We start from the raw sequence: 25,954 nt of genomic DNA on the forward strand, positions 1-25,954 counted from the left end.
CCGGCCCTACAGCCGCTCCTTGCGCTCCAGGTACAGCGCCCGGCTCAGCATCACCGCCGCTTGCGCCGTCTGGTCCGTGAACCAGTAGTTGACGCCCGCGCCGACGGCCGCGCCCGCGATCGGGATGGACTGCGCCAGCTTCTGCGCCCCGAGGTTTTTGGCGATCTCGCGCGGGACGTGGCCGAGCTGCTCGCGCAGCGTGCCCTGCGCCGACCGCGCCCGGTAGCCGCCGCCGTCGATGGCCGACGCCGCGACCGCCAGCTCGCGCAGCGCGTCGGACTTGGCCTCGCGCGACCCGCTCGCGGCGACGTTGAAGATGGACACCACGAGCGGCGTGTAGCCGGGCCCCTGGAGCGGGAAGCCGTACGCGGCCGCCACCTGCTGGATGAGCCGGAAGTTGACCGTGAACAGGACGGGGATGTCGGCCGCCAGCAACAGTGCGCCGCCCAGCCCGGCCCCGCCGCCCGAGAGCGCCGCGAGGACGGAGTTCTGCGAGGCGTACTGCTTGGCCAGCTTGTCGAGGTCTTCCAGCGGCTGGTCCCGCAGCTCGCCGACCGTCGCCACGTCGACGCCGGCCTCGGCGGCCTTCGCCAGCACGTCGTCGGCGTCGAAGGTCCAGGCGCTGGCGTCGTTGAGCGTCGACAGGGTCTGGGTCAGCGCCGTCGTCAAGCCGTCGAGGACGGACTCGGGGACGAACTGGTCGAAGGCCCAGTCGACCGGCTTCATGGCGAAGCCGAGCGCCTGCTGGAGCAGGGTCTCGCCGCGCTCCCAGCGCTCGATCTCTCGCTGGGCGGTCCGCTCGTACTCGGTAAGGCGCATCGTGGGGCGTGTGCGTGGGGGAACGGCGCCCCGCGCGGAGCGCGGCGCCTAGTCGGCGTTAATGTCGTACTTCTTGAGCAAGCGGTACATGGTGGCCCGGCCGATGCCGAGCTCGGCCGCGGCCCGCTCCACGTTCCCGTCGCAGGCCTGGAACGCGGCCTCGACGGCGCGGCGCTTGAGCTCGTCGAGGGGGACGATGTCTGCACTACCGGCCGCAGACGCGCCGGGTTGCACGGCGGGGACGGCGAGGGGCGGGAGGTCGTCCCAGGACGCCGGGGGCCCGCTGGCGGCCGGCGCCGCGGCGGCGGCCTCGCTGCGGGCGGGCTCGGCGACCGTCGGGATCTCCTGAAGCGCGCTGCCCGAGCTGTTGCCGCGCACCTGTCCGTCGCCGCCGGTCAAGCCGTCGGCGCTCGGCATCCGGGCGCCCGGGCGCTCGGCCCAGGGCTGGATGGCTTGCGGCCCGCCGATCAGCAGGTCGTCGACGGCGATCTCGTCGGCGTCCGAGATCAGCAGCGCGCGCTCGACGGTCGACTTCAGCTCGCGGACGTTGCCCGGCCACGCGTAGTCGAGGATGGCGCGGACGGCGTCGCCGCCCAGCCGCTTGCCCTTGAACTGCGGGTGCGCCGTCGTGTAGGCCTCCAGGAAGCCCTGCGCCAGCAGCAGCACGTCGTTGCCGCGCTCGCGGAGCGGCGGCAGGCCGATGGGGAACTGGAACAGGCGGTAGTACAGGTCCTCCCGGAACGTCCCCGCGCGGACCATCTCGAGCACGCTCTTGTTGGTCGCCGAGATCACGCGGCACTCGAACTTGATGGTGCCTTGCCCGCCGACGCGCGTTACCTCGCGGTTCTGCAGCGCCCGCAGCAGCTTGGCCTGGAGCCCCAGGTCCAGCTCCCCGACCTCGTCGAGGAACAGGGTCCCGCCGTCGGCCTGCTCGAACTTGCCGATGTGGCGGGCGTGCGCGCCGGTGAACGAGCCCTTTTCGTGGCCGAAGAACTCGGACTCCATGAGCTCCGCCGGGATCGCCGCGCAGTTGACGACCACGAACGGGCCGACTTCGGGCTCGCCGGGGGGCGGATCGGAGTTGAAGTGGATGGCCCGGGCGACGAGTTCCTTGCCCGTTCCGGACTCGCCCTCGATCGCGACCGTCAGGTTCCCGCGCAGCGTCTTCTGGATGAGTTGGTAGACCCGCTCCATGGCCGGGCTGTCCCCGACGATCTCATCCATCCCGTACTTCTGCGCGACCTCGGCGCGCAGCTGCTCCACCTCGCGCGCCAGCCGGACGCGCCCCTTGAGCCGCTCCACCACCACGTCGAGCTTGACCAAGTCGTCGTGGCCTTTGGTGATGTAGTCGGTCGCCCCGCCCTTCATGGCCTCGACGGCCACGTCCGCCGTGCCCTGTGCCGAGATCATCACGATGGGCAGGTCGGGCTGGAAAAGCTGGAGCCGCCGCAGCGTCTCCATCCCGCCGATGCCGGGCATCATGATGTCGAGGAAGACGATGTCCGGGCGGTGCGCGTCGAGCGCGTCGAGCGCGTCCTCGCCGCTGTGGAAGACCGAGACCTCGTGGTCCTTGGGCTTGTCGAGCCGGTACGAAAGGAGGCGGGCGTAGTGCTTGTCGTCGTCGACGACGAAGAGTCGGGTGGTCACGTGAGCGCGGGGGGAGTGCGCCCCAGGTATCGCGGGGCGCGCGTACGCAGATAGCCCGGCCCGTTCACGCCGCGCCGGGGGCGCCGTGCGGCGACGCTCCGGGCGGTTGTTTCTCAGAATGAGACGACGCGTTCCGGCGGCGACTGTGACACGGGGGCGTCATTCGGTGTGTTCGTATTTGAGCCCCAACCGCCCCACTCACGCAAATGGACCTCCGCCGTCTTGCCTTGCTGAAGCTCCACGACCGCAGAAACGAGCCACCAACTGACTCTCTCACCCCAGCAGAGCTCGGGCTACCCGATGATCGTCGAGAGGCTCTCGACCACGTTCTCACCTCCTTGCTTGCCGACGGACTGATAAGAGGAACCGCCATACGGACGGCGCACGGGCCGACTGTTTACAGGCCTGAGATCACAGGGCCGGGGTCGTCGTCGCTGGCGCTGCCGTCACCTCGGAGCCAGACGATCAATGTCTCAGGTGGGAATAACCAGTTCGGCGACGGCAACACGCAGCACGTCAGCGTAGAAGTCCACCTCCAGGCCATAATCGAAACCATTCTGGGGGCGGATATGCCGCGCGAGACCAAGCGGAGCTTGCTCCAGCATCTCCACGCGGTCGTCAGCGACGGAGCCGTCGGCAACGCCGCCGGTGTCGTCAGTCTCATCGTCGACGCACTGCAGGGGTTGGGCGGCGCTGGCGGCTGAGCCTCCATTCACCGTCATCCTGAGCGGAGCGAAGGATCTCGACGCCAGCGCCCCCGGCCATAGGGCCCGGCTGTCAGGGCTCGCGGCCTCGCGTTGAGATCCTCGCAAGCTCAGGATGACGGGTGGGCGGCGTTGGTGCTACTGGCCCGCGGCGAGGTCCGCCCACGCCGGGTTGTGCGCCTCGATCAGCGCCAGCTTGCGCTCGCGGCGCCAGCCCTTGAGCGCCTTCTCGCGGGCGATTGCGTCGCGAGCGCTCGGGTGCTCCTCGCAGTACACGAGTCGGGTGACCCGGTACCGCGTCGTGAACGCGCCGGGTGTCCCAGCCCGGTGCTCGGCGACGCGTCGCGCCAGGTCGTTCGTCACGCCGACGTAGAGCGTGCGCCCCTGGCTGGCGAGGATGTAGACCCAGTATGCCCGATGTAGCGTCCCCACGTCCCGTTCCGATTCCCCGCTCTAGCGTACGGCACGGCTCGCGGACGCCCGACTTCTCACCGAACCGCGTCGACCGCCCCCGCGATCCGCCGCGCCCGCGTCTCCGGCCGCTTGGCGCCCTCGATGCCCGCCACGGCCTCCTTGCGCCGGGTGTACGACAGCGCCGCGAACGCCTCCGTCAGGCCTGCTTGCGCGAGCGCCGCTGCCAGGTCGTCCGGCACGGGCACCTCGCGAGGGGCGTCGTCGCGCGCGACCGTCACCGATACGGTGTCGCCGGGGCCCTTGCCAATCGCCGCGCGCACGTCCTTCCGCGCCAGCAGGATGTGGTCGGGCCCGCCCATCCGCACCAAGCGGCCCCGGTACTCGACCCCGTCGAAGGTGGCGACGACGGCCGGGCGCTTGGACCCGAACGCGGCCTCGACGTCGAACGGGACGACGACGAAGGCGCCGCCCCCATCGTTTGCGAGGATCGTCGCGGTGAAGGCGTGCTCGGCCATGGCTAGATCCAGATGAGCCCCGCGATGCCGATCGCGAAGCAGTAGTAGGCGAAGTACTGGAGCGACCGCCGCTGGACGAGCACCTGGACCGCCCGGATCGCGAACACGCCGCTCGCGAAGGCCACGACGGTCCCGACGATGAGCGGGAGCGGCTCGACGGTCATCCCAACGTCCAGCATGTCGAGCGTCTTGAGCAGCGTGGCCCCGAGCACGACCGGGAGCAGCATCAGGAACGAGAAGTCGGCGGCCTCCTTGCGGTCCACGTTGAGGTAGATCGCGGTGCAGATCGTCGAGCCCGAGCGGCTGATGCCGGGGATCAGCGCGGCGGTCTGGGCGATGCCGACGAGCACGGCCTTGGCCGGCGACAGCACACCGTTGGGATCCGGCCGCAAGCGCGTGAGCAGCAGCAGGATGCCCGTCACGATCAGCGCACCGCTCACAAAGCGCGGGTCGCCAAACAGCGCCTCCAGCCGCTCCTCGAACAGCAGATAGCCAATAAACGTGGGCACCATCGTGATCAGGATGAGGATCGCCAGGCGCAGCGACGGGACCGGCCCGCCGGATGCCTCGGGCGCGTCGTAGCTGATCTCGTCGCCGCGCGCCCGTTCGATGGGGCCGGGGCGGACGGCCTGCCGCCACGCGCTGGCGTTCGTGAGCGCGCCGACGGCGTCGCGCAGGATGCGCCCGATCCGCTGGCGGTAGACGACCAGGATCGAGAGCGCCGTCCCGAAGTGGACGAACACCTCGAACGTCACATCCTTAGCGTTGCTCGTGTCAAGCCCGAGCACGTACTCGCCCAAGACGAGGTGGCCGGAGGACGAGATGGGGAGGAACTCGGCCAAGCCCTGGATGAGGCCGAGAATCGCGGCTTGCCACCACGTCATAGAGAAACCGGAGAGGGGACGGTCGGAGAGGGGCATCACCTACGCGCATGGGCCGGGGGCGGTCCCGCTGGCGCGTGCGGAGCCCGTGGAGTGCAGGGGCGCAAGCAAGTGGAGACCGGGACGCCCCGCTTCGGCATCCCCCCGCTCAGGCGCGCACACGAACTGCCAACCTTCACGGCTGGCGTCGCGCCATTCGGGCGGGAACGCTGAAGGCTTGCGCTAGCCTCACCTCAGGGCGCCGCCGGCGTCACGTCGAGCACGTCCTCCCGGTCCACGCGGACGAGCCCGGGCGGGCCGCCTTTGATGGGCCGCACGTACTTCCGCTCCGTCACCGTCACTGGGACGACGGACTGCGTCTTGGCCGTCGAGAACCACGCCGCCAGCCGGGCCGCGGCGGCGACCGTCGCGGGCGGGACCTCCGTCGACCGCCCCGCGCGCTTGATGACCACGTGGCTGCCCGGCACGCCGCGCGCGTGGAGCCACAGGTCGTGGGGGCTGGCGACACGCGTCGTCAGGTGCGCGTTGCCCTTGGCGTGCTTGCCGACGAGCGCTTCGAAGCCACCGGGCAGGGCGATCCGGCGGAACGGCTCGACGGGCCCCTCGTCGCCGCGCTGGCCGAGCACGCGCGCGAAGGCGTCGCTCTCGGCCTCCCGGAGCGCCCGCAGCTCGCCGAGCCCCGTCGTCGCGCGGAGCCGCGCCAGCAGGTCCGCCAGCGCCTCGGCCTCGCCGTGGACCGACTCCCACCGCTCCTCGGCCGCCGCTCGCGCGCCCCGCGTCCGCCGCGCCTTGTCGTAGAACCGCTCCGCGTTCTCGACGGCCGAGCGCGCCGGGTCGAGCGGGATCTCGATGTCTCCCGTCCCGCCCACGATGTCGTCGACCGTCACGGACTCGCGGCCCGGCCCGGCGCCCGCTTCGAGCGCCATCAGCAGGTGCGCCCACGTCTCGTAGCCGTCGGCGCGCGAGGGCTGCGCCAGCTCGGTCAGCATCGCCTCGGCGGACCGCTGGCGGCGCCCGGCGGCCGTCGCGAGCGCCTTTTCGAGCGGCCGGTACGCCGCGTCGTACGCGGCCTGCCCCAGCGACCGCTTCGACCACACCGCGAGGGTCGCCTCGACGGTCTCGAACGGCTCGGCCCGCCAGCCCTCGGGCACCTCCGCGAGGGGGACCAGCGAGAACGCCTCCGCCAGCGGCCCGCGCCAGTAAACGTGCGGCGCGGGCGACGCGAGCGCGTCCTCGAAGTCGCGGACCGCCCCGAACAGCGCCCCCAGATCGGCGCCTTCGGGTCCGGCGTCGGGGTCGAGCCCGGCGCGGCGGACGGCCTCGGCCGCGAGCGCGCGGGGCACGAGGGGGACGGCCGCGGCCACGCTCTGCGCCAGCGTCTTGCGCACCTTCCACCGCTCGGCGAAGGCCTCCGCCGTGTCGACGGCGGGCGCGGGCCGGACCGCGGGCGCGGGCTCTCCGACGTGCGCGTCCTCATCCAGGAACGCCTCGCGCACGACGCCCTCGGCGTCGGTCCAGTAGACGTTGGGGCGCGAGCCGAACAGGACGACCTGGATCCGACTCCCGTCGGTGAGGTCCAAAAACAGGTGCCGGTCGCGGTCGGCGGCGCGGACCCGCGAGACGCGGCGGCCGTTCGCGCGCGCCAGCACGTCCGCCGTGTTGCGGCGCTGGCGCGAGGTGCCGGGTGTGCGGAAAAGGAGCGGCCGGGCCGGGTCGCAGACGACCCGCAAGCTCGTCGGGCCGTCGGGCGCGTCGAGGGCGACGGTCAGCTCGCGCGCCGTCTGGCTCCACGCGGCCTGGACGACGGCGCCCGCGAGCGCGTCGTCCCACTCGGCGGCGAGGGCGCGCAAGGTGAAGTAGTCCATGCCCGAAGATCGACTCCGGCCGGGCCGCTAGCGGTCTCGCTGGAACGTTCTCGGGCAGGAGAGCGGCGCCATCGCATCGCCGTTGTCGCAGCACGAGGGCTCGGCGACGTACCGAACGACGCGTGCGGCGTACAGCCCGGTCGCGGTCCACGGCGCCTCTGCACAGAGGACGACGCATTCGGGCTCTCTCCCGGGAAGCGAGAACCGGACGGCCGTAGTGGCGCCGGACCGGACGATCACTCGGCGGCTGACCATGTCGAAACCTGGGGAGCGGAAACTGACCACGTACTCCCCGACAGGGACGCCATCGAGCGCCGCGCGTCCATCCAGGTCCGAGTAGGCCCCGATCCGCAGCTCCTCCACCATCATCGAGGCGCCGGGCACCGGCTCGCCGCTGTCGGCGGCCACTACCACGACGGCGACCCGGCCGACCTCGGGACCGGCCTGGGCGCTGGCGCCGGCCGCCAGCAGGAGCACGAGAGGGAGGAACCGCACGGCGCTAGCGGTCGACGGCGTAGTGGTCGCCGGCGCGGACCGGGTCGCAAAACTCGTGCTGATCGACAAAGGAGACCACGCGAGCGGCGTAGACGCCCGGCAGCGCGACCGACCGGTAGGTGCACGTCCAGCAGTCGATGATCTCCCCTGCTACCAGCGTCGGCGCGAAGCGGACGGTCTCCCCCTCCCCGACCGTCACCGTCGTCTCGACGTACTCGTAGCCGGTGTAGCTGGCGCGGACGGCGTGCGTCCCGACGGGCACCTCGACGAAGAACCGCCCGTCGAGGTCGGCCACCGCGCCGATCGCCGTCCCGACCAGCCAGACGGTCGCGCCGATGAGCGCGTCGCCGGTCTCGGCGTCGGTGACGGTCCCGGAGATCCAGCCCGTCGCCGGATCGTCCTGGGCGCTGGCGCCCGCCACGAGGCACAGGGCGAGCAGAAGGAGGCGCATGGATCGATAGGCGGGTAGGCCGACAAACACGGCCCCGCGCACGCACGCCGCAAGCCGTTCCCGGTTACCCCTCCGTTTCGTCGTCGGGCCGCTCCATGTGGCTCCCGTCCTCGCCGTGCTCGTGGACGACCGCGCACCCGACGCCCGCGCCCGGCGCCAGCGACACCTCCAGCGTCGTCGGCCCGTCGACGGTCGCCGCCAGCGTCGCGAGGTGGTAGCGGTAGGCGCCGGTGCGGACGGCGTGCGTGCCCGCCGGGACGCCCTCGATGCGGAACGAGCCGTCGCGCTGCGAGACGGCCCCGATCCCGAGGTCCGCCAGCACCACGCCCGCGCCGACGACTGGCATCCCGGTTTCGGAATCGGTGACGGTCCCGGTGACGACCGCGAGCGCCGGCGCCGAGTCGGTGCTCGCGGACTGGGCGGCCACGGCAGGCGCGAGCAGGAGGGCGAGGGCGGCGAGGAGCGGGCGCATGACGGGCGGTCGGGGGCGGGAGGGTCCAACGGCGACGCCGCCCGAGTGTTTTGATCCCCACCGCCTATGTTGTAGGGGCCTAGCCCACGCACCCCATGACTCTTGCCTCCATTCTCGACCGCTCCGGCGGCGCCCTCGTCACCATCGGCCCCGACGCCACGGTCTTCGAGGCCATCGGCCGGATGGTCGAGCACAACGTCGGCTCCATCTTGGTCACCGACGACGGCGCCCTCCGGGGCATCTTCACCGAGCGCGACTACCTCCGCCGGATCGCGCTCGAAGGCCGGACCTCGCGCGAGACGCCCGTCCGCGACGCGATGACCGCCGACCTGGTGACCGTCGAGCCGAGCGCGACCGTCGACGACTGCTTGGCGCTGATGACCGACCGCAAGATCCGGCACCTGCCCGTCCTGCGCGACGGCGCGCTCGCGGGCGTCGTGTCGATCGGCGACTTGGTGCGCGCCCGGCTGGACGAAGCGCGCGGCGAAGTCGAGGGGCTCCGGCACTTTGTCCAGGGCGGCTACCCTGGGTGAGTCGGTAGGTCGGCGACTCTGGAGACCTACTCTCGGCGCCGAGGTGGATCGGGCGTCCGCCCGATCCTCGTTCCCCAGTCCCGCGAGCGCTAGCCTTCCTGCCGCCCGCCCTCGATCAGTTCGCGTGCCGACTGGAGCGCGGCCTCCGAGACCTCGTCGCCCGCCAAGAGCTCGGCGACGGCCTCGGCGCGCTCGGCCTCGTCGAGCCGGCGGATCCGGGTCCGCGTGCGGCCGTCCTCGGTCGTCTTCTCGACCAGGAAGTGCACGTCGCCCAGGCTCGCGATCTGCGGGAGGTGCGTGATCGCGATGATCTGGTGGAACTGCGCCAGCCGGTGCATGCTCTCGCCCGCGCGCCGCGCGATCGGGCCCGAGATGCCGGTGTCGATCTCGTCAAAGACCAGGATCGGCAGGCGCTCGGACTTGGCGAGGATGGCCTTTAGCGCCAGCATGATGCGCGACACCTCGCCGCCTGAGGCCACCTTGACGAGCGGCTTGGGGTCCTCGCCCAGGTTGGCCGACAGGTGGAACTCGACCTGGTCGGCCCCGGCCGGGAACGCCGTCACGCGGTGCTCGCGCGCGCCGTCCGGCAGGCTCACCCAGCCCGCCGGGTCCTCCTGGAAGCTGAACCGGACCTCGAAGCGGGCGTGCGGCATCCCGAGTGTCGCCAGCTCCACGCCGACGGCCTGCTCGATCCGCTGGGCCACCTCGTGGCGCTTCTGCGAGAGCCGGTAGGCGGCTTGGCTGAGCCGGTCGCGCGCCGCCTCGATCTTGCTGTCGAGCCGGGCGATGGAGCCCTCGAAGTCCTTAGCGAGGTCGTACGTCTGGCCGATGTCGGCGCGGTAGTCCAGCACCGACTCGACCGTCCCGCCGTACTTCCGCGCGAGGTAGTCGATCTCGCCCATCCGCTCGCGGATCTCGTCGAGCCGCTCCGGGTTGAACTCGATCTCAGCGTTGTAGCCCTGCAAAAACTGGGTCGCCTCCTTGAGCGCGATCTCGGCCGAGCGGACGTCGGAGAGCGTCTCGTCGAACGCCGAGTCGATACGGGCCAGGTCCTGGAGCTGGTTGCGGACGAGCACGAGCCGGTCGTAGAGCGCGTCGTCGGACTCGGAGATCTGGGCGTACAGCTCGGCCGTCGCCTCGTAGAGGTGCTCGGCGTTTTCGAGTACGCGGCGCTCGGCTTCGAGCGCGTCCATCTCGCCCGCTACCAGTTCGGCCGCGTCGATCTCCTCGATCTGAAACGCGTAGAGCTCCTTCTGCTTCTGGAGCTCCGCCTCGCGGCGCACGAGGTCGGCCCGCTCGCCCGCCAGCACGGCGACCGCCGCGTACCCCTCGCGGTACGTCCCGACGAGCCCACCGAGCCCGCCGAAGTTGTCGAGCAGCTCGACGTGCGTCTCGGTCCGCAAGAGCGACTGGTGCTCGTGCTGGCCGTGGAGGTCGATGGTGTTGGATGCCACCTCGCGCAAGACGTCGAGCGTGGCCGGCGTGTCGTTGACGAACGCGCGCGAGCCGCGCGCGGAGATCTCGCGGCGGATGACGAGGTTGCCGCCCTCCGAGGGGTCGATCTCGTGGGCCGCTAGCAGGGCCGGCAGGCGCCCCTCGTCGGCGTTGTCGAAGACGCCCTCCACGACGGCCTTTTTGGCGCCCGTCCGCAGCGCCTCCGTGCTGGCGCGCTCGCCGAGCAGCAGCTTCAACGCGCCCAGCAGAATCGACTTGCCCGCCCCGGTCTCGCCCGTGATGATGTTGAGTCCGCTGTCGAACTCGACTTCGAGGCGCTCGATGAGCGCGTAGTCGCGGATGGTGAGGCTGCGGAGCACGCCGGGGCGGGTGGGGAACGGGAGGCTACGTCAAGGTCGGGGCCCTGTCATCCGGAACCCCGATGAATGATCCCGCCAGCGCCGGAGCGGTCGGGGAATCGGGGACGCATCTGTAACCCGAGGACGGCCGGCCCGTAGCTCACACACCCCTCCCGACAGACCCATGACCACCGGCACCATCACCCACTTCAACGCGGCTCGCGGCACAGGCACGGTCACGTGCGCCTCCGGTGGTCGCTTCCCGTTCACGGCTCGCAACGCCCGGCTCTCCGAGGGCGACCGCGTCACTTTCCGGCCGACCGGCGGCATCACCGGGCTCTACGCCCTGGGCGTGCGCCACGTCGGCGCGACGGCCCGGTCAGCGAACGCGCGGCTCGCGTTCCTGCGGCGATCGCTGGCGCCGAGCCGCCCCATGCTGGCGGTCCGCTAGCGACCCGGCATCCGAAACGATCAGCGGCCGGCGAGGGACTCCCCCGCCGGCCGCTGATGTGTTTGCCCGGTACGGTCTAGCCGCGTCCGTGGCAGTGCTTGAACTTCTTGCCCGAGCCACAGGGGCACGGCTCGTTGCGGCCGACCGTCTTGTCGACGACGACCGGGGCGGCCTTGGCCGTCGGGTCGCGCTCGGCCGACGACGCGCCGTCGCCGCCGATGCCGGCAGCGTAGTCCGGCGTCGCCTTCTCCTGCGTGGCCTGGGCGCGGCTGGCGTCCAAGCGCGGCTTGGCGACCTGCTGGACGCGCCGGGCGGCCTGCCGCTGGCTGTCGCCCTGGACGAGCGGCCCGGCCTTGAAGACCAGCCCGACGACCTCCTCGTCGACCGTCTGGACGAGCTCCTTGAAGAGCTTGAACGCCTCCATCTTGTACTCGATGAGCGGGTCCTTCTGGCCGTACGAGCGGAGCCCGACGCCCTGCTTGACCTCGTCGAGGTCGCGCAGGTGCTCGGTCCACTTCTCGTCGATCACCGCCAGCACGGCGGCGCGCTCGAGGGCGTCGTTGATCTCCTGGCCCTGCGACTCCAAGACCTCCTCCGGCGTGACCGTGGCACGGAGCACGCGGCGGCCGTCTGAGAAGTCGACGAAGAGCTTCTTGGGCCGGTTCTCGGGGTCGGCCTTCTCCATCATGTCCTTGGCGGACGTAAAGAAGGGCCCCGCCAGCGCCGACCGCTTGCGGCGGTAGTGCGCCGTGGCCTCGTCCAGGATCCGGTCGATCAGCCCCTGCTCACCCAAGGTCGACGCCGTCATCGGGTCGATCTCCATGTCGAAGGCGAGGTGGATGCGGAGCGCCTCGCGGATCTCCTCGATGTCGCCGTTGCCGTAGTGCTCGCCGACGATCCGCTCGACCAGCTCCGTCAGCATGTCCAGGATGTCGCCGCGCAGGCGGTCGCCCTCGAGGGCGTGCATCCGGCGGTCGTAGATGACCTCGCGCTGGGCGTTGAGCACGTCGTCGTACTCGAGCTGGCGCTTGCGGGACGCGAAGTGGTTCTGCTCGACCTTGGTCTGGGACCGCTCGACGCCCTTCGTGAGCCACTTGTGCGTGAGGACCTCATCCTCTTCCATGCCCAGGCGGTCCATGATCTTGGCCGTCCGGTCGTGGCCGAAGAGCCGCATCAGGTCGTCCTCGAGCGAGACGTAGAACTGGCTGAAGCCGGGGTCGCCCTGGCGGCCGGCGCGGCCGCGCAGCTGGAGGTCGATGCGGCGGCTGTCGTGCCGCTCCGTCCCCAAGATGGCCAGCCCACCGAGTTCGGTGACGCCCTCCCCCAGCTTGATGTCCGTGCCACGGCCCGCCATGTTGGTGGCGATCGTAACGGCGCCGACCTGGCCCGCCTCCGCCACGATCTGGGCCTCGGCCTGGGCGCGCGACGCCTTGGCGTTGAGCACGTTGTGCGGGATGCCGGCGCGCTGCAAGAGCCGCGACATCTGCTCCGAGGTCTCGACGGAGGCCGAGCCGATCAGCAGCGGCTGGCCGGAGTCGTGGATCTCCTGGACGCGCTCGAGCAACGCCTTGTATTTGGCGCGCTTCGTCTTGTAGATCAGGTCGTCGTCGTCGTCGCGCGCGATCGGCCGGTTGGTCGGGACGACGACGACGGGCAGCTTGTAGATCTTGCCGAACTCCTCGGCCTCCGTCTCGGCCGTGCCGGTCATGCCCGCCAGCTTGGCGTACATCCGGAAGTAGTTCTGGATGGTGACCGTCGCGTACGTCTGGGTCGCGGCCTGCACCTTGACGCGCTCCTTGGCCTCGATGGCCTGGTGGAGCCCGTCCGAGTAGCGGCGGCCGGGCAGCACGCGACCGGTGTGCTCGTCGACGATCATCACCTTGTCGTCCTGCACGATGTACTCCTTGTCCTTCTCGTACAGCGTGTAGCCGCGGAGCAGCTGGTTGACGGCGTGGATGCGCTCCGACCGCTCGGCGTAGCGCGTGTAGAGCTCGCGCTTGCCCTCCTCGGCCGCGTTGCGCAGCTCGCGCAAGTCGTTCTGCATCTTGTGCTCGCGCTTCTGCGCGTCCAAGCCCGAGGCCTGGATCTCGTCGACGAGCGCGGCCTTCTTCTCCTCGTAGTCCCGCTCGATCTGGGCGACCTCCGTCCCCACGTCGGGGATCACGAAGAAGTCGGCGTCGGTGCCGGCGGCCCGACCGATGGCCTCGCGGCCCTTGTCGGTCATCTCGATCTGGTGCTGGGCCTCCTCCAGCGCGAAGTACATCGGCTCGTCGACCTCGGGCATCCGCTTGGCGGACTCGGCGAGGTAGATGGCCTCGATGCTGCGGATGAGCATCTCGATGCCCGTCTCGCCCTTGAGCTTGATGAGCTTCTTGTTGCGCGGGTACCCGCGCTGGGCGCGGAGCAGGTCGAGCCCGGCGCTGTCGCGCAAGCGCTTGGCGGCCTTCTTGTCGGTCTCCTCCAGGGCCTCGGCCTCCTTCAGCTTGCGCTCGGCGTCGGACACGTAGCCGGCCACGAGTTTCTGCTGGTCGCGGACCAACTTGTCGACCGGCGGCTGGAACTCCTTGAACTCGTCGATGGAGGCCTGCGGGACGGGGCCCGAGATGATCAGCGGCGTCCGGGCCTCGTCGATCAGGACCGAGTCGACCTCGTCGACGATGGCGTAGTGGTGGTGCCGCTGGACGAGCTGCTCGGCGTCGACCACGAACGAGTTGTCGCGCAAGTAGTCGAACCCGAACTCGTTGTTCGTGCCGTACGTGATGTCGGCGCGGTACGCGGCCCGGCGGCCCGGGCTGTGCGACTTGTGCTTGTCGATGCAGCCGACCGAGAGCCCGTGGAACTCGAAGATCGGCGCCATCCACTCGGCGTCGCGCTGGGCGAGGTACGGGTTGACCGTGACGACGTGGACGCCGCGGCCGACGAGCGCGTTGAGGTAGATCGGCGCGACGGACGTCAGCGTCTTGCCCTCGCCCGTCTTCATCTCGGCGACCTGCCCGCGGTGGAGCACGACGCCGCCGAGCAGCTGGACGTCGAACGGCACCATCTGCCACTCGATCTCCGACCCGCCAGCCACCCAGCTCTTGCCGAGAAAGCGCCGGCACGTCTCCTTGATGACGGCGAACGCCTCGGCGAGCACCTCGTCGAGCGCGGCCTCCACCGCGTCGATCCAGTCGCCTTCGAGGTCGTCGAGGCGGGCGTAGAGGTCCTGCCGCTCGCGGACGGTCAGCTTGCCGCCCTCGAGATCGTCGTCGTCGGAAGCGCCGGCCGCCGCCAGCCGGGCGCGGACGTCGGCCTGCTCGGCCTCGACGGGCTCGGCGGCCTCGCGGATGCGGGCGCGGAACGCGTCCGTCTTGGCCTTCAGGTCGGCGTCGGTGACGTGCTCGAGCCGGTCGGCGATCTCGTTGATCTCGTCGACGACGGGCCAGAGCTTTTTGAGCTCGCGGGCATTCGAGTCGCCGCCGAACAGCTTCTGGAGGGCTTCAATCATCGGAGGGGGGCTATCTCAGGACATACACAGGACCGCGCGAAGGTACGGGCCGGTCGTTGGCGGGCGGCACCTGGGGGCGGTCGACGCGGGGGTTTCCGCGCGTTCTTCCGGCGGTGAACGGCCGGAAGGGGCGGCACGGTTCGCCTTCGTCGGTGTTTCGCGCGGCCGGGAGCGCAGGTCGGGCCATGCGGCGGGCCGCTGCCGTCGGCGTCGAGCCCGATCCGGCCCGCCGCCCTCTGCGCGCGCTGCGGCGCAGCTGCATTCTACAAGGTCTTGGCGCTCTGCCGCACTCTGCTGCGCTCTTACACCGTGACCTCGTCCGCGGGCGGCCGACGGTTGTAGCTCGACGCCATCACTGCCCCGTACGCGCCGGCCGTGGCGACCACGACCACATCGCCCTCGGCGGCGTCCGGGAACGGGCGGCCATGCGCGAAGGCGTCGCCGGTCTCGCAGATCGGGCCGACGATCTCGGCGGGCCCGGCGTCCGCCGCCCCGAGCCGCGACAGGTTGACGATGTCGTGGTGCGCCTGGTAGAGCGCGGGGCGGACCAGCGAGTTCATCCCGGCGTCGAGCCCGACGTAGCGGACGTCGCCCTTGCGCTTGACCTGCGTCACCCGCGCCAGCAGCACGCCCGCCTCGGCGACCAGGAACCGCCCGGGCTCGACCCACAGCTCGAACTCGGGCCGCTCGGCGTGGAAGGCCGCGAGCGCCGCGCCCGCCGCCGCGAGGTCGAACGGCGCCGCGCCGCCGGTCGGGACCGGGATCCCGCCGCCCACGTCGAGGACGGTCGCGTCCGGAAAGTGCGCGTCGGCGTGCGCCGCCAGCGTCCGTGCCGTGGACGCCCAGGCGTCGGTCTCGTCGACCCCGCTGCCCACGTGTGCGTGGAGCCCGACGATCCGGACGCCGCGCCGGCGGGCCGTCTCGGCGAGCGTCGGGAGGTCGGCCGCCGCGACGCCAAACTTGGACGCCGTCCCGGCCGTGCGGACGTGCGCGTGGTGGCCCTTCCCCTCGCCGGGGTCGACGCGCACGAACACGTCGTGCCCGGCCCAGACCTCCGCCCAGTCGTCGAGCGACGCCGCGTTGTCGAGCGTCACGCGGACGCCCAGCGCGAGGGCGGCCTCGACCTCGGCACGCGGCGCGAAGTTGGGCGTGAACAGGATGTCGCCCGCGTCCACGCCCGGCAGCAGCTCGCGGACGTACTCGACTTCCGCCAGCGACACGCACTCGGGCCGCAGCCCCTCGGCCGCGAGGGCTCGCACGAGGTCGGGGTGGCCATTCGCCTTGACGGCGTAGAGCGGGCGGGTGAACGGGACCGCCGCGCGGAGCGAGCGCGCGCGCTCTCGGGCCGTGTCGATGTGGTAGACGTAGCGGGGCGTCCGCTCGGCGGCGAGCGTGAGGAGCGCGTCGCGGTGGTCGTGCCACCAGGGCGTGTCGGGCATGGGTCGTCGGGGGGACGGCCGTAAGGTCCGGCCCCAGCGCGGCGGGCGCCCGGAAATCGCCTGGCCGGACGGCGCTGGCCACGTCGGCTTCTCTATACTCTTCGGTATCGCCGACGTGCACGCCCGCAGGGCGTCATGCGCGAGCAGTCGACACAGGCACTGGTTCTGCGACTCCCCCCCATGGAGCAGATCGCGATCTATCTCAACGTCGCCTTCTACCTCCGCATGGGCGTACTGGCGCTTGTCCGGCCCGCTGCCCTTACGGGGTACTGCTCCTCGGCTTCCCCTCCGGCTGACGTCCGCAATGAGACGCGGGCCGTGTACGGCGGCTTCGGCTTGGCCGCTGCCGGGCTCCTCGTCGCCGCGCCCCAGGCCGAGACGCTACGCCCGGGCATCCTCTTGGCGGTCTCCGTCCTGATGCTCGGGATGGGTTGTTGTCGCCTGCTGTCCGTCGGTCTGGAACGGCCGGAGGGGATCTGGCCGGTCGTGTTCCTGGGTGTCGAATTCGTCCTGGGCGGTCTGTTCCTTTACGCGTGGTTTGTAGAGAACGCCGCATGACTCGCCGCCGCAAGCCGACCCGACGCGCCAGCGGTGTCGATCCCACTGCCCGCCGGAGTCGTCTGCGCGTCGGCCCATCCGCCAGCCCTCCGCTCAGGGCGGCTAGGCGGCCACGTGCTAGGGACCCCGTACGCTACCACCATGGACCCAGGCAAGAAACACACGGCATCGAGCCGAGTCGCTCGTTGGGCCTCGGCCCTCGACCCGATGGCGGTCGGAACGACGTGGCTCCTGTTCGTTCTGGCACTCCCCTCTCTCGACGCTCAAGGCTCCGGTCTGGAAGCACTGGTCGGGGGTGGGCTGGTGGGGCTACCCCTCGTGGTCGTGGGGTCTCTTGCGACCTCACAGTGCCGGCCGATTCCTGAGCGAGACCACGCTCAACGGACCCGACTCGCTGGGGCCGCGCTCCTGATCGGGGTCGGGGTGGGCGCGATAAACCTCGGCGCGAACCTCGCAATGGCGACGGCGGATACCGGCATCAGGGCACTGCTCGACGACCACTTCGCCGTCCCCCTAACCTGGACGCGGACGGCCTCGGTCGCCGTTGTGGAGGAGGTCGTGTTCCGCCTTGTCCTGATGAGCGTCGTCGCCTGGGTCGTCGCACGGTTCGCCGGCCGAGCACGCACGGTCTTCCTCACCGCGCTCGTGGTGTCCGCGTCGCTGTTCGCCGTCGTGCATCTCCTCGGCAGGCCGCTGCCTGTCCACCCGACCAGTGCCGCACTGTACGCATCGGTCGTGGTGCTGAAGAGCGGCGTTGCAGGTCTCGTGCTGGGGTGGGTCTTCTGGCGCTGGGGGCTCCCCTACGCGATCCTGTGCCACTTCGCTGCCAATGGCCTGCACAACGTGTTCGAGCCGGTGCTCTTCTCGTAAGGGGAGCGGCCAGGACAACGATAACAAGGGCTCGCATCTCGCTCGTCCCCCGCCTACTCGCTCATGTGGCCCCGGAGCTCCGCGCGGCGCCCCCGCTGGCGGAGCTTGCGGAGGGCCTTCTCCTTGATCTGGCGGACGCGCTCGCGCGTCAGCTCGTACTCGTGGCCGATCTCCTCCAGCGTCATCGCCGTCTCCCGGCCGATCCCGAAGTACAAGCGCGTGATCTCGGCCTCGCGCGGCGACAGCGTCTGGAGCGCCCGCTCGATGTCCGCCTTCACGCTCTCCCCCACCAGGCTCTCGTCCGGCGACGTCGAGGCCACCCCTTCGAGCACGTCGAGCAGGCTGTTGTCGTCGTCTTCGCCGAACGGCTCGTCGACCGAGAGCGACCGTGCCTGGTGGCGGAGCGCGTCCTCCACCTTGTGCAGCGGGAGGTCCAGCTCGGCCGCCAGCTCCTCGATGTTGGGGGGCCGCTTGTAGGTCTGTGCCAAGCGTGCCGTCGCCTTGCGGATCTTCGAGATCGTCCCGATCCGGTTGAGCGGCAGCCGCACCGTCCGCGACTGCTCCGCGAGCGCCTGCAGGATGGCCTGCCGGATCCACCACACGGCGTACGAGATAAACTTGAACCCGCGCGTCTCGTCGAACCGCTTGGCCGCCTTGATGAGCCCGTAGTTGCCCTCGTTGATCAGGTCGCTCAGCGAGAGCCCCTGCCCCTGGTACCGCTTGGCGACCGACACCACGAACCGCAGGTTCGCCCGGACCATCTGGTGCAGCGCCTCCTCGTCGCCCGCCTTGATGAGCCGCGTCAGGCGCACTTCGTCCTCGGCCGTCAACAGGGTGATCTGGCCGATCTCCTGGAGGTACTGATCCAGCATTCGCTGGCTTGGGGGGACGTACATGGCGCGGCCGAGACGGCGGCTGGTGGAACGGACGGCAGACGGGCTGGGTGGAGCCGAGAGGGACGGCGTGAGCGATGAGGGTCCAGAACGTACAGCGGACCGGGTTCTCATGTACGGAGCGTGAAGGCGCAAGGTCCCGTGGGGGGAACGCTTGGGATCACGCGGGGACGGGCCCGACGCCGCGCCGTCGTAGATTTGCGCCCCCCTCCCGCCCGATGACGCACGCCCCGCCCGCCCCCACCGACACCCGCGTGCTGGACTGCCGAGGGCGCACGCTTGCGGTCGGCCCCGGCGCGGCGCACGTCATGGGGATCCTCAACGTCACGCCGGACTCGTTCTCGGACGGCGGGCGCTACGCCAGCACCGAGGCCGCCGTCGAGCGCGCCGCTGCGATGGCGCACGCGGGCGCGGCCATCGTCGACGTGGGCGGCGAGTCGACGCGGCCGGGCGCCGAGCCGGTCGGCTTGGACGAGGAGCTGGCGCGCGTCGTGCCGGTCGTCGAGGGGATCGCGCGCGTGGTCCCCGGGGTGCTCATCTCGGTCGACACCACGAAGGGCGCCGTGGCCCGCGCCGCGCTCCGCGCCGGCGCCCACCTCGTCAACGACGTGACCGGGCTGCGCGAGGGCGTCGGGACCGCCCGGGCGGCGGCCGACTACGGCGCGCCGCTCGTCGTCATGCACGGGCTGGCCAAGACCGGCGGGAGCGCCCCGCCCGACGCCTACGGCGACGTGGTCGAGGACGTGATCGCGAGCCTGCGCCGCTCCGTCGCCGCCGCACGCAAGGCGGGCGTGGCCGACGTGATCGTCGACCCCGGCTTCGGGTTCGGCAAGACGCCCGAGCAAAACCTCCGCCTCATCGCCCGGATCGACCGGCTGACGGCCGAGGGCTGGCCCGTGCTCGTCGGCGTCTCGCGCAAGAGCACCATTGGGGCCGTGCTGGCGAGCGACGGCACACCCGCGCCGGTCGGCGAGCGGCTGTACGGGTCGCTGGGGCTGGCCGCGCTTGCCGTGGCGCGCGGCGCCGGCATCGTCCGCGCTCACGACGTCCGCGCGACCGTCGAGGCCGTCCGGCTCGTGGCGGCGGCGCTGGAGGCGGGGGCCGACCGATGAGCATTCTGTCCCTCGCCCTGGCCTTGCAGGAGGGCGTCCGCATCGGCTTCGTCCCGGTCCGCTGGCTCGACCTCCTCGACGTGATCGTGACCGCGATCATCGTCTACCAGGCGTACCGCCTGATCCGAGGCACGATCGCCGTCCAGGTGGCGGTGGCGTTGCTGGGCCTGTACGCCGTCAACGAGGTCGTCCGCGCGGCCGGGCTGACGACGCTGACGACGCTGTTCGGGGCCGTCGGCGACGTGTTCGTGCTGGCGGTCCTGATCCTCTTCGCCCCGGAGATCCGGCAGGCCCTCTTCCTGCTCGGCCGCAACCCCATCGTGCGCCGGCTCGTGACCCAACCGCCCCGGCAGAAGATCACCGACGAGGTGGTCGCCGCGCTCGAACAGATGAGCCGCGACCGCGTCGGCTCGCTGATCGCCTTTGCCCGGAGCACCGGCCTGCGCAACTACATCGAGTCCGGGACGCAGATCTCGGCCGACGTGGAGCGCGACCTGCTCACGGCCATCTTCTTCCCCAACTCGCCCTTGCACGATGGCGCCGTCATCGTGCAGGGCCAGAAGGTGGAGGCCGCGCGGTGCATCCTGCCCGTCTCCGACGCCCGCGGGCTCGACCCGCACCTCGGCCTGCGCCACCGCGCCGCCGTGGGGCTCACCGAGCGCACCGACGCGTTCGTGATCGTGACCTCCGAAGAGACCGGCAAGATCTCGGTCGCCGAGAACGGCCGGCTCGACGTGGGCCTCTCGATCCACGAGGTCGAGCAGCGCCTCTTAGACGCCTTCTCGCCCGACCGCCGCGAGACGCCTGCCATCGAGGACCTGCCCGCCTCGCCCCCCGACGCCCTCGACCCTCCGTGACCGACCGCCAGGCCTCCCGCGCCCGCTCCCGCCTCGTCGACCACCTGCGCGACAAGGGCATCGCCGACGAGCGCGTGCTCGCGGCCGTCGGGCGCGTCCCTCGCCACCGCTTCATCCCCGACACGGGCCTCCACCAGCAGGCCTACGACGACGTGGCGCTCCCCATCGGGGAGGGCCAGACGATCTCGCAGCCCTTCACCGTCGCCCGGATGACGGAGTTGCTCGACGTCCGCGAGGGCGAGCGGGTGCTCGAGATCGGGACCGGCAGCGGCTACCAGGCCGCCGTGCTCACCGAGCTCGGCGCGAGAGTGTTCTCCGTCGAGCGCCACGCCCCACTCTTGCAGCGGACCGTCCCAATCCTCCGTGAGCTGGGCCTCCGCGTCCGCACGAGAGAGGGCGACGGGACGTACGGGTGGCCGGGCTACGCCCCCTTCGATGCCATCATCGTGACCGCTGGCGGCGCCGTCGTCCCGGACGAGCTGGTCGAGCAGCTCCGCGAGCCCGCCGACGGCAAGCCCGACGCCCGTCTCCTGATCCCCGTCGGCCCCCCCAAGCGGCAGGTCCTCCACCGCTTCACGAGCGCGGCAGGGGGCCTGGTCGACGAAACCTTCGACGGCGTCCTGTTCGTCCCCCTCGTGCGGGGGTAGTGCGGGCTCAAAGGTCGAGGTCGGTCCCCCCCACTCTCGTCTCTTTCGTGCCGGGCCCGCGAGGCCCCACCACCTCCAGCCCCTCTCCTCTTCTCCTCTCCCGATGCTTCGCCACTACCTCCAGGGCCTCCTCATGGGCGGCGCCGACATCATCCCCGGCGTCAGCGGTGGGACGATGGCGCTCATCGTCGGCGTCTACAAGGCGCTGATCGACGCCATCGGCGAGGCCTTCTCGGCGGTGCTGACGCTGGCGCGCGGGCGGTTCCGGGAGGCGCTGGGGCAGTTCCGCGCCCTCGAGTGGGGGCTGCTGCTGCCCCTCGCGGCCGGCATCTTCACTGCCATCGGCATCGGGTCGCTGTTCGTGCCCGAGTTGCTGGAGCGGTACCCCGTGCAATGCCGCGCCCTGTTCTTCGGGCTCGTCGCCGCCAGCCTGGTCGTCCCGTGGCGCGAGCGCAAGACGCGTCAGACGTGGCACCTGGCCGTGGCCGTCGTGGCCGGCGTGCTGGCGTTCGTCCTGGTCGGCCTGCCCCGCTCCGGCGATGCCGCCGACCCCAGCGTCTTCCGCATCGCGGCCACCGCCGCCGTCGCCATCAACGCCATGATCCTGCCCGGCGTCAGCGGCGCGTTCCTGCTGGAGGTCCTCGGGCTCTACCGGACCACGCTCGAGGCGCTCCGCTCGCTGGACGTCGCGTATGTGGCCACGTTCGCGCTCGGCGCCGGGCTCGGGCTGGGGCTCGCGGCCAAGGGCCTGAGCTGGCTCCTGGACCGCTACCACGACGTGACGATGACCGTGCTCGTGGGCCTGCTGGCCGGCTCGCTCCGCGCGCTGTGGCCCTGGGTCGGCACCGTCGAGCACGCCCACTCCGACGGGTCCGTCTCGGTCGTCCCCGACCCGTCCGTCCTGCTCGCGCCCGGCGCCGACTGGCCCCTCGCGCTGGGGCTGGCGGCCCTCGGCTTCGCCGCCGTCACCACGCTCGTCGTCTTGGGCGCGCGGCGCATCGATGCCGGCGACGACCTGCTGGCGCGCGAGCACGACGAGGTCCACGCGGAGTAGCCGGCCTGAGCTAGGCGGCCGGCGGGTCGACGACCCCCACGATCGTCGCGTCGGTCGCCGTCAGCGCGTGCTGCGGCTGGAACGGGATGGCCGCCTCCGACGAGGTCACGAAGAGGACGGTGTCGCCGGGCCCCGCGTCGCACGTGTCGAGCGCCGCCGTGGGGCGACCGGCCTCCGAGCCGTCCGCACGCAAGGGCTGGACGAGCAGCATCCGCCGGCCCTCCAGCGAGGCGTCCTTCTGCGTCGCCCAGACGCTCCCGATGACGCGGCCCAGCCTCACGCGTCTGCCAGCGCGGCCGGAAGCGACGCGGGGTCCGCCACGTCGAGCCGGTCCACGATCGCCATGATGACCGCGTCGACGGCCTTCCCGGTCGTCACCTCCGTCTGCCGCCCCGACGACCCCTGGGCCACCAACACCGTCTCGCCCACGCCCGCACCGACGGCGTCGGCCGCCACGACGACCGTCGAGAGCGGCTCGCCGTCGAGGTCGACCTCGCGGACGATCAGGAACGTCATCCCGACCAGGCCCGGGTCTTTCCGGGTGGCCCAGACGGTGCCGATGACCTGGCCGAGAAGCATGACGTGCAGAGGGTGTCCCGCAAGGTACCGACCGCGCTAGCCGGCGTACCGCGTCACCACGCGGGCCGCCTTGCAGGGCCCCGAGATCGTCCACGCCACCGCCAGCGCCTCGCCCTCCGGCGTCAGTGTGCACGCGTACTGGTCGTGCCCGCAGATGTGCGGCTCGCGGCCGACCCATGCCCCGTCCACCAAGTCCAACACCGCCCTCGCCGGCGTCCCCTGCCGGACGTGCTCGACGGCCAGCGCCCCGCCCTCGGCCCGCCACCGCGACGACGCCCGCCACCGCATCGCGCGCCCGCCTGCTGGCGCCCACTCGCCCACCTCCGCCAGCACGACGACCTCGCCTTCGCGCGTCGCGCCGACGGTCCCCGCGCCCGTGCCCGACACGCCCGTCCCCGCCGACACCTCGACGCGCGCCGTCGACGCCCGCGCCAGTCGCGCCAGCACCTCCGTCGCGCTCACTCCGCCCGTACCGGAACGACGGCCAGCGTGCACCGGGAGATGCAGATCATCCGCCCGTCCTGGTCGGTCACCTCGATCCCCCACACCTGGCTCGTCCGCCCGACGTGGATCGGCGTGCCGACGGCCGTGAGCGTCCCCTCGCGCATCGACCGCAGGTGGTTGGCGTTGATCTCCTGCCCGAACGCCGTGTACCCCTCGGGCGCAGCGAGGTAGGCGCCCACACTCGCGACCGTCTCCGCCAGCGCGACGGTCGCGCCGCCGTGGAGGTAGCCCAGCGGCTGGTGGTGACGGCTGTCGACCGGCATGGTCGCCACGCACCGCTCCGGCCCGGCCTCAACGACCTCGATGCCCAGCGTATCGCCCAGGTTGGGGCTGTCGGAGAAGTTGGAGACGGAAGGCATCGGCGAAAGACGGCGGCGGGGCGCGTAGTCTACGGGCTCGCTCCCCCACCTCACTGATGTTCGACGCGCTCCGCGAGTGGTTCTTCGGCTTGGGCGCCGCGTACGGCGTCGACCCGCTGATCTTCGGCGGGATCTACGTCGGTGCCATCCCGCTGTTTTTCGCGTCGCTGGCGTGGCTGGGGCGCAACGTCCGCGCCAAGAAGAGCCCGGTCCTGCCGATCCTGGCGGCCGGGGCGTGCTTCGTGTCGGCCTACGTCTACCTCATCATCGCGGGTGAGAACGTGCCCGCGTGGGTCTACGGCTTTGTCGCCCTGCTCGTCGCGTTTGGCGCGTGGAGCACGGTTCGGTCCATCCGCAAGACGATCGCCGAGGCGAAGACAGAGGCCACCGCCGAGGCGTAGCTACGCCAGCGAAACGCCGAGGTGCGCGGCCACATCGTGGGCGTGGGCGGCGAACGAGTCGGCCGTCCCCAGGTCGCGGCCGGGCGCGCCGTCGTAACGCAGGAGCGGGACGCGCTCGCGCGTGTGGTCCGAGCCCTGGTACGTCGGGTCGTTGCCGTGGTCGGCGGTCAGCGTGAGCACGGCGCCCGGGGGGAGCGCGGCTTGCAGCGCGGGCAGCGCCGCGTCGAAGGCTTCGAGCGCCGCCGCGTAGCCGGGCGCGTCGCGGCGGTGGCCGTAGAGTTCGTCGAAGTCGACCAGGTTCGTCCAGATATACGTCGGCTCGCCCGACGCCGACGCCTCGCGAATCGCTGCCAGCGTTTCGTGGATGCCGTCCGCGTTCCCGGCCGTCTTGGTCTCGACGTCCACGCCGACGCCCCCGAACAGCGCCGCGATCTTGCCGATGCAGACCGTCCGCACGCCCGCGTCCTGGAGCCGGTCGAGGAGCGTCGGCGCTGAGGGCAGGAGCGAGTAGTCCTTGCGCTTGGCCGACAGCCGCTCGTACGCGGCGGGCACGCCTTCAAAGGGCCGCGCGATGACGCGCCCGGCCGCGTGCTCGCCGACCATCACCTGCTCGCGAGCGACCCTGCACATCCGGTACAGGTCCGCCAGGGGGATCGTGTCCACGTGCGCTGCGATCTGAAAGACGCTGTCGCCCGAGGTGTAGACGATGGGCCGCCCGGTCCGCTGGTGCTCCTCGCCCAGCTCCGCGATGACCGTCGTCCCCGAGGCGGGCGCGTTGGACAGGACCCCGTCGACGCCCGCCCGATCGCAGAACGCCGCGACCACGTCGTCGGGGAAGCCGTCGGGGTACGTCGGGAACGGCGTTTTGAGCACGAGCCCCGCCAGCGCCCAGTGGCCCGTCGTGGAGTCTTTCCCGGCGGCCCGCTCGGTCAGCCGTCCCCATGACGCGACGGGTGCGTCGACGGCGTCGAGCCCGTCGACGAGGTGCCCCAGCCCCCAACGCGTGAGGTGCGGGAGCGCGGGCCGCTGCTGACGGACGACGTGGCCGAGCGTGTCGGCCCCGGCGTCGCCGTAGGCCGCCGCGTCCGGCGCGTCGCCGACGCCGGCGCCGTCGAGGACGATCGTGACGTAGAGCGGCATGGGCAGAGGTGGAGGTGAGGGGCAAAGATCGCTGCGCCGGACGCCGTGCCACAGTGGAACGCGAACGATCCAATCTCGGGGTCCGACCCAGTCATCAGCCAATCCTCAAGCGCTCGCGACCGGCCCCGCCGATCCTCTCCGGCACACCCCCCACCACCGATGCCCATGCGTTCCCTCCGCCTTATCCCCCTTCTCGCTCTCGCCCTGGTGGCCGGATGCGACGCCGTCGAGTCCGGCCCGTCCGTCGAGTACCAGGTCCGCGCGACGCGCGGCGCGTCGACGGCCGAGGTCGCCACCGACGGCCAGGCTGCCCGGACCGTCGGGCTCCCCTTCGCCGCCACGTCGTCGGCGTCGACGTTCGACATCACCGCTGCGGCCGCCAGCGGCCTCGAGGTCACCGTCGTCGTCGACGGCGCCGTCCGCGAGCGGGGCGCCGGCCGGGTCGTCGCGCTCCGCGGCGACGCCGACGGCGAGGAGGTCGAAGTCCGCGGCCCGATCGAGGCGCTCGACGAGGCCACGGTCACCGTCCGCGGCCTCGCGTTCGCGCTCACCGCCGAGACGGAGGTCGACGACGACCTCTCGCTCGACGCGCTCGCCGTCGGCGACGTCGTCGAGATCGAGGGCCGCTACGACGGGAGCGGTCTGGTCGCCGAGGAGATCGAGGTCGAGGACGGCCGCGACGACGGCTATGAGGACGACGAAGTCGAGGTCGAGGGCCGGATCGAGGCGCTCGCCGACGGCGAGATCGTCGTCGCCGGCCTCGCCTTCGTGGTCGTCTCCGAGACCGAGATCGAGGGCACGACCTTCGCCGCCCTCACCGTCGGCGACCGGGTCGAGGTCGAGGGCCTCTTCGACGCCGATGACGTCCTGATCGCCACGGAGATCGAGATCGACGACGAGGACGATGGCGATGACGAGAGCGACGACTAAGTCCCTCACCGTCGGACCCACCCGGGGCGGCCTGCACCTGCGGGCCGCCCCGATCTGTTGAGGGGCCCGGCGCCGGGCCGGGCG

29 protein-coding genes are annotated in these 25,954 nt (G+C 71.6%); 11 read left to right on the forward strand and 18 right to left on the reverse strand.

Features of this window, described 5'->3' with window-relative positions:
* Positions 1-6: 6 nt before the first annotated feature.
* The gene (locus tag ACLII4_RS17855) at positions 7-819 is read right to left on the reverse strand and encodes an EcsC family protein (RefSeq protein WP_412068755.1); all 813 of its coding nucleotides are present in this window, start codon (positions 817-819) and stop codon (positions 7-9) included.
* A 48-nt stretch (positions 820-867) separates the two neighbouring features.
* On the reverse strand, positions 868-2,466 hold the full coding sequence (locus ACLII4_RS17860) for a sigma-54-dependent transcriptional regulator (RefSeq protein WP_412068756.1): 1,599 nt from the start codon (positions 2,464-2,466) through the stop codon (positions 868-870).
* Positions 2,467-2,672: 206 nt separating this feature from the next.
* Here ACLII4_RS17860 and ACLII4_RS17865 point away from each other — a divergent pair, with 206 nt between their 5' ends.
* The gene (locus tag ACLII4_RS17865) at positions 2,673-3,170 is read left to right on the forward strand and encodes a hypothetical protein (RefSeq protein WP_412068757.1); all 498 of its coding nucleotides are present in this window, start codon (positions 2,673-2,675) and stop codon (positions 3,168-3,170) included.
* Between the two features lie 138 nt (positions 3,171-3,308).
* Here the strand turns inward: ACLII4_RS17865 and ACLII4_RS17870 are convergent, their stop codons facing one another.
* The 7 genes from ACLII4_RS17870 to ACLII4_RS17900 all read right to left on the reverse strand — a co-directional run bounded on the left by ACLII4_RS17870 (position 3,309) and on the right by ACLII4_RS17900 (position 8,263).
* Positions 3,309-3,602 (reverse strand): GIY-YIG nuclease family protein, encoded by a 294-nt coding sequence (locus tag ACLII4_RS17870; RefSeq protein WP_412068758.1) that lies wholly within the window; start codon positions 3,600-3,602, stop codon positions 3,309-3,311.
* A gap of 56 nt (positions 3,603-3,658) precedes the next feature.
* The gene (locus ACLII4_RS17875; RefSeq protein WP_412068759.1) at positions 3,659-4,099 is read right to left on the reverse strand and encodes a YdeI/OmpD-associated family protein; all 441 of its coding nucleotides are present in this window, start codon (positions 4,097-4,099) and stop codon (positions 3,659-3,661) included.
* A 2-nt stretch (positions 4,100-4,101) separates the two neighbouring features.
* Positions 4,102-4,983 (reverse strand): undecaprenyl-diphosphate phosphatase, encoded by an 882-nt coding sequence (locus ACLII4_RS17880; protein ID WP_412068760.1) that lies wholly within the window; start codon positions 4,981-4,983, stop codon positions 4,102-4,104.
* A gap of 230 nt (positions 4,984-5,213) precedes the next feature.
* Positions 5,214-6,845: an NFACT RNA binding domain-containing protein gene (locus ACLII4_RS17885; protein WP_412068761.1), complete on the reverse strand. Its 1,632-nt coding sequence runs from the start codon at positions 6,843-6,845 to the stop codon at positions 5,214-5,216.
* Between the two features lie 27 nt (positions 6,846-6,872).
* Positions 6,873-7,340: a carboxypeptidase regulatory-like domain-containing protein gene (locus ACLII4_RS17890; RefSeq protein ID WP_412068762.1), complete on the reverse strand. Its 468-nt coding sequence runs from the start codon at positions 7,338-7,340 to the stop codon at positions 6,873-6,875.
* Positions 7,341-7,344: 4 nt separating this feature from the next.
* Positions 7,345-7,791 carry a carboxypeptidase-like regulatory domain-containing protein gene (locus ACLII4_RS17895; RefSeq protein WP_412068763.1) on the reverse strand — a complete coding sequence of 149 codons (447 nt, stop codon included), beginning with the start codon at positions 7,789-7,791 and terminating at the stop codon, positions 7,345-7,347.
* Between the two features lie 64 nt (positions 7,792-7,855).
* Complete coding sequence (locus tag ACLII4_RS17900) at positions 7,856-8,263, reverse strand: carboxypeptidase regulatory-like domain-containing protein (protein WP_412068764.1); 408 nt, start codon at positions 8,261-8,263, stop codon at positions 7,856-7,858.
* Between the two features lie 95 nt (positions 8,264-8,358).
* On the opposite strand from ACLII4_RS17900, the gene ACLII4_RS17905 reads away from it, so the two are divergent.
* Entirely contained in the window at positions 8,359-8,796 is a 438-nt protein-coding gene (locus tag ACLII4_RS17905; RefSeq protein ID WP_412068765.1) for a CBS domain-containing protein, read from the forward strand.
* A gap of 89 nt (positions 8,797-8,885) precedes the next feature.
* Here ACLII4_RS17905 and recN read toward each other — a convergent pair whose 3' ends face one another.
* The gene (gene recN / locus ACLII4_RS17910; protein WP_412068766.1) at positions 8,886-10,610 is read right to left on the reverse strand and encodes a DNA repair protein RecN; all 1,725 of its coding nucleotides are present in this window, start codon (positions 10,608-10,610) and stop codon (positions 8,886-8,888) included.
* A 163-nt stretch (positions 10,611-10,773) separates the two neighbouring features.
* On the opposite strand from recN, the gene ACLII4_RS17915 reads away from it, so the two are divergent.
* On the forward strand, positions 10,774-11,040 hold the full coding sequence (locus tag ACLII4_RS17915; RefSeq protein WP_412068767.1) for a cold-shock protein: 267 nt from the start codon (positions 10,774-10,776) through the stop codon (positions 11,038-11,040).
* 76 nt (positions 11,041-11,116) lie between these two features.
* Here ACLII4_RS17915 and secA read toward each other — a convergent pair whose 3' ends face one another.
* Positions 11,117-14,527 (reverse strand): preprotein translocase subunit SecA, encoded by a 3,411-nt coding sequence (gene secA / locus ACLII4_RS17920; RefSeq protein ID WP_412068768.1) that lies wholly within the window; start codon positions 14,525-14,527, stop codon positions 11,117-11,119.
* 302 nt (positions 14,528-14,829) lie between these two features.
* On the reverse strand, positions 14,830-15,966 hold the full coding sequence (locus ACLII4_RS17925) for an alanine racemase (RefSeq protein ID WP_412068769.1): 1,137 nt from the start codon (positions 15,964-15,966) through the stop codon (positions 14,830-14,832).
* Positions 15,967-16,146: 180 nt separating this feature from the next.
* Between ACLII4_RS17925 and ACLII4_RS17930 the strand changes: the two genes are divergently transcribed.
* Together ACLII4_RS17930 and ACLII4_RS17935 are read left to right on the forward strand one after the other, a co-directional pair.
* Positions 16,147-16,524, forward strand: a complete 378-nt coding sequence (locus ACLII4_RS17930; protein ID WP_412068770.1) for a DUF4345 domain-containing protein — start codon at positions 16,147-16,149, stop codon at positions 16,522-16,524.
* 207 nt (positions 16,525-16,731) lie between these two features.
* Entirely contained in the window at positions 16,732-17,394 is a 663-nt protein-coding gene (locus ACLII4_RS17935; protein ID WP_412068771.1) for a type II CAAX prenyl endopeptidase Rce1 family protein, read from the forward strand.
* A 53-nt stretch (positions 17,395-17,447) separates the two neighbouring features.
* Here the strand turns inward: ACLII4_RS17935 and ACLII4_RS17940 are convergent, their stop codons facing one another.
* Positions 17,448-18,290, reverse strand: coding sequence for an RNA polymerase sigma factor RpoD/SigA (locus tag ACLII4_RS17940; RefSeq protein ID WP_412068772.1), 843 nt, complete (start codon positions 18,288-18,290; stop codon positions 17,448-17,450).
* A gap of 215 nt (positions 18,291-18,505) precedes the next feature.
* On the opposite strand from ACLII4_RS17940, the gene folP reads away from it, so the two are divergent.
* The 4 genes from folP (at position 18,506) to ACLII4_RS17960 (ending at position 21,957) form a co-directional block, all read left to right on the forward strand.
* The gene (gene folP, locus ACLII4_RS17945; RefSeq protein ID WP_412068773.1) at positions 18,506-19,399 is read left to right on the forward strand and encodes a dihydropteroate synthase; all 894 of its coding nucleotides are present in this window, start codon (positions 18,506-18,508) and stop codon (positions 19,397-19,399) included.
* Positions 19,396-20,256 (forward strand): diadenylate cyclase CdaA, encoded by an 861-nt coding sequence (cdaA, locus tag ACLII4_RS17950; RefSeq protein WP_412068774.1) that lies wholly within the window; start codon positions 19,396-19,398, stop codon positions 20,254-20,256. The genes folP and cdaA overlap by 4 nt, the downstream gene beginning before the upstream one ends.
* Positions 20,253-20,903, forward strand: a complete 651-nt coding sequence (locus ACLII4_RS17955; protein WP_412068775.1) for a protein-L-isoaspartate(D-aspartate) O-methyltransferase — start codon at positions 20,253-20,255, stop codon at positions 20,901-20,903. The genes cdaA and ACLII4_RS17955 overlap by 4 nt, the downstream gene beginning before the upstream one ends.
* Positions 20,904-21,006: 103 nt before the next feature.
* Positions 21,007-21,957: a DUF368 domain-containing protein gene (locus ACLII4_RS17960; protein ID WP_412068776.1), complete on the forward strand. Its 951-nt coding sequence runs from the start codon at positions 21,007-21,009 to the stop codon at positions 21,955-21,957.
* A 10-nt stretch (positions 21,958-21,967) separates the two neighbouring features.
* On the opposite strand, the gene ACLII4_RS17965 is transcribed toward ACLII4_RS17960, so the two are convergent.
* The 4 genes from ACLII4_RS17965 to ACLII4_RS17980 are packed head-to-tail and all read right to left on the reverse strand — an operon-like array spanning position 21,968 to position 23,399.
* Positions 21,968-22,237 carry a EutN/CcmL family microcompartment protein gene (locus ACLII4_RS17965; RefSeq protein ID WP_412068777.1) on the reverse strand — a complete coding sequence of 90 codons (270 nt, stop codon included), beginning with the start codon at positions 22,235-22,237 and terminating at the stop codon, positions 21,968-21,970.
* Positions 22,234-22,536 (reverse strand): EutN/CcmL family microcompartment protein, encoded by a 303-nt coding sequence (locus tag ACLII4_RS17970; protein ID WP_412068778.1) that lies wholly within the window; start codon positions 22,534-22,536, stop codon positions 22,234-22,236. The genes ACLII4_RS17965 and ACLII4_RS17970 overlap by 4 nt, the downstream gene beginning before the upstream one ends.
* 36 nt (positions 22,537-22,572) lie before the next feature.
* Positions 22,573-22,998, reverse strand: a complete 426-nt coding sequence (locus tag ACLII4_RS17975; RefSeq protein ID WP_412068779.1) for a DUF6314 family protein — start codon at positions 22,996-22,998, stop codon at positions 22,573-22,575.
* Positions 22,995-23,399 carry a hotdog fold thioesterase gene (locus ACLII4_RS17980; RefSeq protein WP_412068780.1) on the reverse strand — a complete coding sequence of 135 codons (405 nt, stop codon included), beginning with the start codon at positions 23,397-23,399 and terminating at the stop codon, positions 22,995-22,997. Before ACLII4_RS17980 ends, ACLII4_RS17975 begins: the two co-directional genes overlap by 4 nt.
* Before the next feature lie 56 nt (positions 23,400-23,455).
* Here ACLII4_RS17980 and ACLII4_RS17985 point away from each other — a divergent pair, with 56 nt between their 5' ends.
* Positions 23,456-23,800: a hypothetical protein gene (locus ACLII4_RS17985; RefSeq protein WP_412068781.1), complete on the forward strand. Its 345-nt coding sequence runs from the start codon at positions 23,456-23,458 to the stop codon at positions 23,798-23,800.
* Here ACLII4_RS17985 and ACLII4_RS17990 read toward each other — a convergent pair whose 3' ends face one another.
* Positions 23,801-24,940: a phosphopentomutase gene (locus ACLII4_RS17990; RefSeq protein ID WP_412068782.1), complete on the reverse strand. Its 1,140-nt coding sequence runs from the start codon at positions 24,938-24,940 to the stop codon at positions 23,801-23,803. It lies immediately after the preceding gene.
* Positions 24,941-25,105: 165 nt separating this feature from the next.
* Here ACLII4_RS17990 and ACLII4_RS17995 point away from each other — a divergent pair, with 165 nt between their 5' ends.
* On the forward strand, positions 25,106-25,870 hold the full coding sequence (locus ACLII4_RS17995) for a DUF5666 domain-containing protein (RefSeq protein WP_412068783.1): 765 nt from the start codon (positions 25,106-25,108) through the stop codon (positions 25,868-25,870).
* Positions 25,871-25,954 lie beyond the last annotated feature (84 nt).

Origin of the sequence: Rubrivirga aquatilis (genome assembly GCF_046845665.1) — a bacterium.
Lineage (GTDB): Bacteria > Bacteroidota > Rhodothermia > Rhodothermales > Rubricoccaceae > Rubrivirga.

Bases quoted from the DNA above. Each gene is read 5' to 3' on its own strand.
- ACLII4_RS17855 (WP_412068755.1), bottom strand. From the start codon at position 819: ATGCGCCTTACCGAGTACGAGCGGACCGCCCAGCGAGAGATCGAGCGC.
- ACLII4_RS17865 (WP_412068757.1), top strand. From the start codon at position 2,673: ATGGACCTCCGCCGTCTTGCCTTGCTGAAGCTCCACGACCGCAGAAAC.
- ACLII4_RS17875 (WP_412068759.1), bottom strand. From the start codon at position 4,099: ATGGCCGAGCACGCCTTCACCGCGACGATCCTCGCAAACGATGGGGGC.
- ACLII4_RS17880 (WP_412068760.1), bottom strand. From the start codon at position 4,983: ATGACGTGGTGGCAAGCCGCGATTCTCGGCCTCATCCAGGGCTTGGCC.
- ACLII4_RS17885 (WP_412068761.1), bottom strand. From the start codon at position 6,845: ATGGACTACTTCACCTTGCGCGCCCTCGCCGCCGAGTGGGACGACGCG.
- ACLII4_RS17895 (WP_412068763.1), bottom strand. From the start codon at position 7,791: ATGCGCCTCCTTCTGCTCGCCCTGTGCCTCGTGGCGGGCGCCAGCGCC.
- ACLII4_RS17900 (WP_412068764.1), bottom strand. From the start codon at position 8,263: ATGCGCCCGCTCCTCGCCGCCCTCGCCCTCCTGCTCGCGCCTGCCGTG.
- ACLII4_RS17905 (WP_412068765.1), top strand. From the start codon at position 8,359: ATGACTCTTGCCTCCATTCTCGACCGCTCCGGCGGCGCCCTCGTCACC.
- ACLII4_RS17915 (WP_412068767.1), top strand. From the start codon at position 10,774: ATGACCACCGGCACCATCACCCACTTCAACGCGGCTCGCGGCACAGGC.
- secA (WP_412068768.1), bottom strand. From the start codon at position 14,527: ATGATTGAAGCCCTCCAGAAGCTGTTCGGCGGCGACTCGAATGCCCGC.
- ACLII4_RS17925 (WP_412068769.1), bottom strand. From the start codon at position 15,966: ATGCCCGACACGCCCTGGTGGCACGACCACCGCGACGCGCTCCTCACG.
- ACLII4_RS17930 (WP_412068770.1), top strand. From the start codon at position 16,147: ATGGAGCAGATCGCGATCTATCTCAACGTCGCCTTCTACCTCCGCATG.
- ACLII4_RS17935 (WP_412068771.1), top strand. From the start codon at position 16,732: ATGGCGGTCGGAACGACGTGGCTCCTGTTCGTTCTGGCACTCCCCTCT.
- ACLII4_RS17940 (WP_412068772.1), bottom strand. From the start codon at position 18,290: ATGTACGTCCCCCCAAGCCAGCGAATGCTGGATCAGTACCTCCAGGAG.
- folP (WP_412068773.1), top strand. From the start codon at position 18,506: ATGACGCACGCCCCGCCCGCCCCCACCGACACCCGCGTGCTGGACTGC.
- cdaA (WP_412068774.1), top strand. From the start codon at position 19,396: ATGAGCATTCTGTCCCTCGCCCTGGCCTTGCAGGAGGGCGTCCGCATC.
- ACLII4_RS17960 (WP_412068776.1), top strand. From the start codon at position 21,007: ATGCTTCGCCACTACCTCCAGGGCCTCCTCATGGGCGGCGCCGACATC.
- ACLII4_RS17970 (WP_412068778.1), bottom strand. From the start codon at position 22,536: ATGCTTCTCGGCCAGGTCATCGGCACCGTCTGGGCCACCCGGAAAGAC.
- ACLII4_RS17980 (WP_412068780.1), bottom strand. From the start codon at position 23,399: ATGCCTTCCGTCTCCAACTTCTCCGACAGCCCCAACCTGGGCGATACG.
- ACLII4_RS17985 (WP_412068781.1), top strand. From the start codon at position 23,456: ATGTTCGACGCGCTCCGCGAGTGGTTCTTCGGCTTGGGCGCCGCGTAC.
- ACLII4_RS17990 (WP_412068782.1), bottom strand. From the start codon at position 24,940: ATGCCGCTCTACGTCACGATCGTCCTCGACGGCGCCGGCGTCGGCGAC.
- ACLII4_RS17995 (WP_412068783.1), top strand. From the start codon at position 25,106: ATGCGTTCCCTCCGCCTTATCCCCCTTCTCGCTCTCGCCCTGGTGGCC.